The organism is Variovorax sp. P4_D9, assembly GCF_056401695.1.
Map to the genome: position 1 here is coordinate 1 of NZ_JBFUIU010000581.1, position 5,718 is coordinate 5,718.

Here is a 5,718-nt window from a genome sequence, read left to right on the forward strand (position 1 = left end):
ACCTTCGAGTCGCTGCTGGACGACCCGCACCTGCAGGACATCGGGTTCTTCCAGCAGTACGAGCATCCGACCGAGGGCACGCTGCGGACCATGGCGGTACCGAGCGAGTGGCCGCAGACGCCGCTGCCGCCGCTGYGACCGCCGCCGCTCGTGGGCGAGCACAGCGCGCAGGTCCTGGCCGRGGCCGGCTACTCGCCGCAGCAGATTCAAGAGATGGTCGAGACCGGCGCGACGCAAGTGGCGACGGCGGCGAGCGAAATGGGAGTCGAGGCATGATGACATTCGTCAAGGAAAGCCGGCAAGACGGCCGGCTGGTGCTGACCATCGACCGCCCTGAGCGCCGGAATGCGCTCAATGCGGAAGTGATCGCCGCGTTGCAGGATGCCCTGCAGCGCGTGAAGGCCGACCCGACGGTCCGCGCCGTGGTGCTCACCGGCGCGGGCGAGGAGGCGTTCTGCGCCGGCGCCGACCTGGGCGCGGATGCCTTCGCACTCGATTACGCGACGCCGACCATCGCCTATGCTGACCTGCTGCGTACGGCGCGCACGCTCGCCGTGCCGCTCGTCGCGCGAGTCAACGGCGCCTGCATGGCCGGCGGCATGGGGCTGCTCGCGATGTGCGATCTCGCCCTCGCGGCGCCGCACGCGATCTTCGGGCTGCCGGAGGCCAAGGTCGGCGTGTTCCCGATGCAGGTACTGGCCGTTCTGCAGTCGCAGGTCCCCCAGCGCTGCCTCGCGCAGCTGTGCCTGACGGGCGACCCGGTCGATGCCGCGCGAGCACGCGAGATCGGCCTGGTGAACGAGGTGGCGGACGACCTCGACGGGGCGCTGGAGCGCCTGCTATCCCGGCTGCTGTCCAACTCGCCCACGGCGCTGCGGCGCGGCCTGTATGCGATGAAGGCGATGGGCTCGATGTCCTTCGAGGAGGCCATTTCGTTCGGAGAAGGCCAGATCGGGCTGCTGGCGATGACGCAGGATGCGCGCGAGGGCATCGCGGCATTCAAGGAGAAGAGGAGGCCGCAATGGACCGGAAAGTGAACGCGGCCGGATCGGGCAAGATCGTGCGCATCGGCGGCGCCTCGGGCTTCTGGGGCGACAGCAGCCTCGGGCCGGTGCAACTGGTGCGTCAGGGCGGCATCGACTACCTGGTGTTCGACTATCTCGCCGAGTTGACGATGTCTATCCTCGCCGGCGCGCGCATGAAGCGGCCGGAGGAAGGCTATGCCATCGACTTCGTGACGGTGGCGCTGCGCTCCGTGCTGAAGCAGGCCGCCGAGAAGGGTATCCGAATCGTCAGCAACGCAGGCGGCGTGAACCCGAAGGGCTGCGCCGCGGCGGTGCAGGCACTGGCCGACGAACTCGGCGTGCAAGTGCGCGTCGCGGTCGTGGAAGGAGATGACGTGCTCCCGTTCGCTGACGCGATGCGCCAGGGGGGTGCTGTCGACGTGTCCAATGGCGAACCATTGCCGAGGCGCCTCGTCACGGCGAACGCCTACTTGGGCGCGCTGCCGATCGCACGCGCGCTCGAAGCGGGAGCCGACATCGTGATCACCGGGCGCTGCGTCGACAGCGCGGTCACCCTCGGCGTTCTGATGCACGAGTTCGGCTGGGCGGCCGACGACTTCGACCGCCTTGCCGCCGGCAGCCTCGCCGGCCACATCATCGAATGCGGCTGCCAGGCGACGGGCGGCTTGCACACCGACTGGGCCTCGGTGCCCGACTGGGCCGACATCGGATATCCGATCGTCGAGTGCCGCGAAGACGGCGGCTTCGTCGTCACCAAGCCGCCGGGCACGGGCGGGCTCGTCACGCCGGGAACGCTTGGCGAGCAGCTTCTGTACGAGATCGGCGACCCCGCGAACTACCTCCTGCCGGACGTCACGTGCGACTTCCGTGCGGTGCACCTGGAGCAGGTGGGGCAGCATCGTGTACGTGTGACGGGCGCACGCGGCCGATCGCCAACGAATACGTACAAGGTCAGCGCCACCGCACACGCGGGCTTCAAGGTGTCGGGGCAGCTCACCATCTTGGGGATTGATGCCCCTGGCAAGGCGAAGCGAACCGGTGAGGCACTGCTCGAGCGCGGGCACCGGCTGCTGCGCGCGCACGGGTTCGAACACTTCCTCGCCACAAAGATCGAGCTGCTGGGCACCGAGTCCGCCTACGGCCCGCATGCGCGGACACTGCCGACGCGCGAAGTGGTGCTGCGCCTGACCGTCACACATGCGGAGCGGCGCGCACTGGAGATGTTCAGCCGCGAGTTCGCTGCTCCCGGCACCTCATGGTCGCCGGGTACCACCGGTGCGGGCGGCCGTCCCTCGGTGTCGCCGGTATTGCGGCAGGTCGCCTGGCTCATTCCCAAGGAGCAGGTCACGCCCATCGTGACGATAGACGGCACAACCGCCATGGTGGCGTCGCCGCCAGCGCGACCCCAGGCCGCGCCAGAGCCGCTTGCGAGCGCAGCACTCGCGCTTCCCGCCGGTCCGCGCAAGACCGTGCCGCTCGTGAAGATCGCGCTCGGGCGCAGTGGCGACAAGGGCGACACGTCCAACATCGGCCTGATCGCGCGCCATCCGGCGCTCCTGCCCGTGCTGCAAGAGCAGGTGACGCCCGAGCGTGTGAAGGCGTATCTCGGCCACTTGGTACAGGGGCCGGTCCAGCGCTACGAGCTGCCCGGGATCCATGCCATCAACCTGGTGTCCGAACAGGCGCTCGGCGGCGGCGGCATGGCATCGCTGCGCAATGATCCGCTCGGCAAGGGCATGGCGCAGCTGCTGCTCGACATGCCGGTCCAGGTCCCCGAAAGCTTGCTGCAGAAGCTCCCGGCATGAACTTCGAATTTTCCGGCGACGAGCTCGCGATCCGCGACGCCGTCGAGGACCTCTGCGCCGAGTTCGGCCCCAGCTACTGGCTCGAGCGCGACCGCGACGGGCGCTGGCCGAGCGAGTTCTGCGAGGCCGTCGCCCGCGGCGGCTGGTTTGGCGTGACCATGCCCCGCGAACAAGGCGGCGCCGGGCTCGGGATCTCGGCGGCCGCGATGGTGATGCGCACCATCGGCAAGCTTGGCTCGGCGGCCGTGTCGTCGGTGCACCTGAACCTGTTCGGCCCGCAGCCGGTGGTCGTGTTCGGCACCGACGAGCAGAAGCGGCGCATGCTGCCGCCGTTGATCGACGGGACCGATCGCGCCTGCTTCGGCGTGACCGAGCCCAATGTCGGATCCGACACGACGCGCGTGCGGACCTTCGCCCGCCGCGACGGTGACCGCTACATCGTCAACGGCCAGAAGGTCTGGACCTCGACCGCGCAGCACGCCAACAAGATCCTGCTGGTGGCGCGCACGACGGCGATCGAGGACTGCGCACGCCCGATGGACGGCGTGACGCTGTTCTACACGGACCTCGATCGCTCGCACGTGCGCATCAGCGAAATCGAGAAGATGGCGCGCAAGGCCGTCGACTCGAACGAACTGTTCATCGACGGGCTGGAGATTCCCGCCGGGGATCGCATCGGCGAGGAGGGCAAGGGCTTCAAATACTTGCTCCACGGGCTGAATCCCGAGCGGATCCTCGTCGCGGCATCAGCGCTCGGCGCGGGCGAGACGGCGCTCGAGCGGGCCACGGCCTACGCAAAGGAACGCGTCGTGTTCGGCAGGCCGATCGGGAAGAACCAGGCGATTCAGCATCCGCTCGCGGAATGCTGGATGCGCCTGCAATCCGCCGAGCTCCTGATGTGGAAGGCCGCCGCGCTCTACGACGCCGGCAAGCCGTGCGGGGTCGAGGCCACTGCGGCCAAGTATCTGGCCGCGGAGGCCGGCTATGAGACGGCATTGCGCGCGGTTCGCACCCACGGCGGGTTCGGCTTCGCGAAGGAGTATCACGTCGAGCGCGGGCTGCGCGAAAGCGTGCTGTCCCTGCTCGCCCCCGTGACGCAGGAGCTCGCGCTGTGCTACGTCGCCGAGCAGGCGCTCGGATTGCCGAAGTCGTATTGAACGGCGGACGTAACCCACCGGATCCATCAGGGACCATCCATCAACCTCGATCTTAGGAGACATGAGAATGAACAAAGCCAAGGCACTGCTGGTCTTGCCGATGCTGATCTGGCTGGTGTGGCTCGCGACACCGCTCGCCGCGAATGCGTGGGAGCGCGGCAAGGTCGAGACATTCGCTACGCTGCCCCCGGGGGAGGCGCATCCCGAGGGGATCACCATCGACCGCGAGGGCAACGTTTATGTCGTCACCGTGGCGTCGAACAAACCCCAAACGAGCGAGGGAACGCTGCTTGTGTTCAACCCGCAAGGCAAGCACCTGCGCACTGTCGGCATCAAGGGCTCAAGCAGATTGTTGCTCGACCTCGGCTTCCATCCCCGGACGGGTCAGTTGCTGGTGGTCGATTACAAGGACGGGAAAGTCCTGAGTGTCGATCCCAAGACGGGCACCTCATCGGTGTTCATGACGGTCACGGGCAAGAACCCCGGCCTCGACGGGATGACGTTCGACCCCGCCGGAAACGTATACGTGAGCGACGCCCACCAGGGCATCATCTGGAGAGTCGGACCCGACGGCGGCGAAGCGTCGGCATGGGTCACGAGCCCCCTGTTGAAGCCGACGAGGATACCCCCAGGCATCGGCGCGAACGGTCTGGCGTTCAACAACAAGAAGACGGCCTTGTTCGTCGCCAATACGGCGAACGACACCGTTGTCAAGATACCGGTGACCGGCTCGACATTCGAGCCTGGCACGCCTGAAGTGTTCGTCAACCGGGTCGGTGGCGGGCCCGACGGTCTGATCATCGACGAGCACGACAACCTCTGGATCGCGTGCAACCAGTCCAATGAGATTCTCGTGCTCGAGCCGACGCACGGACAGGTGATCGCCAAACTCGGCGACTTCGGAGGAGTCGATCGCAACGGGGCACCCATCGGTTTTCTGTGGTCAAACAGCCTTGTCTTCCACGGTGACGACGTGCTTGTCACCAACTTGTCTCTCGATGTTGGCACGGCCCTTTCGCAGCTTGGTGACGAGCTCGGAATGTCGCATCTCGTGGGCAAGAATCTGCAGACCATCGATGGACCGTGGGCTCAGCAGGTGAAGGTCCACACAGTCTCGAAGATCAAGAAGCGGATACCGGAGCTCGGTCCGGGATTGCGCTGACGTGAACGAGCCGGGGGCGCGATGCACCAGCACCCTCGAGAACACCACGCGCGAGCGCGGCCTTGTTCACGATGAGACGGCTGGAAGACTGCCAACCACCCGCTGCGACGTATCCGAATGATGATGAACGAGGCGCTGACTAAGATGGACGAGTTGTTGTCCCGGATGTACGAAGCCGACATTATTGAGATTTACTAAACTCATGACAACCAATAATGCCCTCGAGCGTTATCCAATCAGCGGATTGATTGGAGGTGGGTTGCATGGGCAAGAAGATGGACGAGGCGACGCGCAAACGGGTGCGGGCTGGGCGAATGCTGCTGGCGGGCAAGACTCCCGCGCAGACCGGTTGGCGTGGCACGCCAGACCGTGTACACGTGGAAGGCCCGGCTCGATGAAGGCGGGATCGATGCGTTGCGCGCCATGTCGCCGGGACGTCCTGCCCAGCTGGACGCACAGCAACTCGAGGGCTTGCGCCGCGCGCTGTTACAGCGCCCTACCGAGCACGGCTTTGGAACCGAGTTGTGGACGCTCAAACGGGTGCGTCTACTCATCGAGCGTCTGTACGG

5 protein-coding genes and 2 pseudogenes are annotated in these 5,718 nt (G+C 66.5%); all 7 read left to right on the forward strand.

What is annotated here, in order from left to right:
* On the forward strand, positions 1–276 hold a 276-nt coding region (locus AC1DY5_RS39410; RefSeq protein WP_478119888.1), incomplete at its 5' end, for a CoA transferase.
* Positions 273–1,037, forward strand: coding sequence for an enoyl-CoA hydratase-related protein (locus tag AC1DY5_RS39415; RefSeq protein ID WP_478119889.1), 765 nt, complete (start codon positions 273–275; stop codon positions 1,035–1,037). The genes AC1DY5_RS39410 and AC1DY5_RS39415, both read left to right, overlap by 4 nt.
* Positions 1,022–2,830: an acyclic terpene utilization AtuA family protein gene (locus AC1DY5_RS39420; protein WP_478119890.1), complete on the forward strand. Its 1,809-nt coding sequence runs from the start codon at positions 1,022–1,024 to the stop codon at positions 2,828–2,830. Before AC1DY5_RS39415 ends, AC1DY5_RS39420 begins: the two co-directional genes overlap by 16 nt.
* On the forward strand, positions 2,827–3,987 hold the full coding sequence (locus AC1DY5_RS39425; protein ID WP_478119891.1) for an acyl-CoA dehydrogenase family protein: 1,161 nt from the start codon (positions 2,827–2,829) through the stop codon (positions 3,985–3,987). The genes AC1DY5_RS39420 and AC1DY5_RS39425 overlap by 4 nt, the downstream gene beginning before the upstream one ends.
* Positions 3,988–4,054: 67 nt before the next feature.
* Positions 4,055–5,149: an SMP-30/gluconolactonase/LRE family protein gene (locus AC1DY5_RS39430; protein ID WP_478119892.1), complete on the forward strand. Its 1,095-nt coding sequence runs from the start codon at positions 4,055–4,057 to the stop codon at positions 5,147–5,149.
* 71 nt (positions 5,150–5,220) lie between these two features.
* A pseudogene (locus tag AC1DY5_RS39435) lies at positions 5,221–5,332 on the forward strand (IS5/IS1182 family transposase); the annotation flags it as partial.
* 80 nt (positions 5,333–5,412) lie between these two features.
* Positions 5,413–5,718 (forward strand): annotated as a pseudogene (locus tag AC1DY5_RS39440) (helix-turn-helix domain-containing protein); the annotation flags it as partial.

Coding starts and splice junctions, on each gene's coding strand:
- AC1DY5_RS39415 (WP_478119889.1), top strand. CDS start 273: ATGATGACATTCGTCAAGGAAAGCCGGCAAGACGGCCGGCTGGTGCTG.
- AC1DY5_RS39430 (WP_478119892.1), top strand. CDS start 4,055: ATGAACAAAGCCAAGGCACTGCTGGTCTTGCCGATGCTGATCTGGCTG.
- AC1DY5_RS39425 (WP_478119891.1), top strand. CDS start 2,827: ATGAACTTCGAATTTTCCGGCGACGAGCTCGCGATCCGCGACGCCGTC.
- AC1DY5_RS39420 (WP_478119890.1), top strand. CDS start 1,022: ATGGACCGGAAAGTGAACGCGGCCGGATCGGGCAAGATCGTGCGCATC.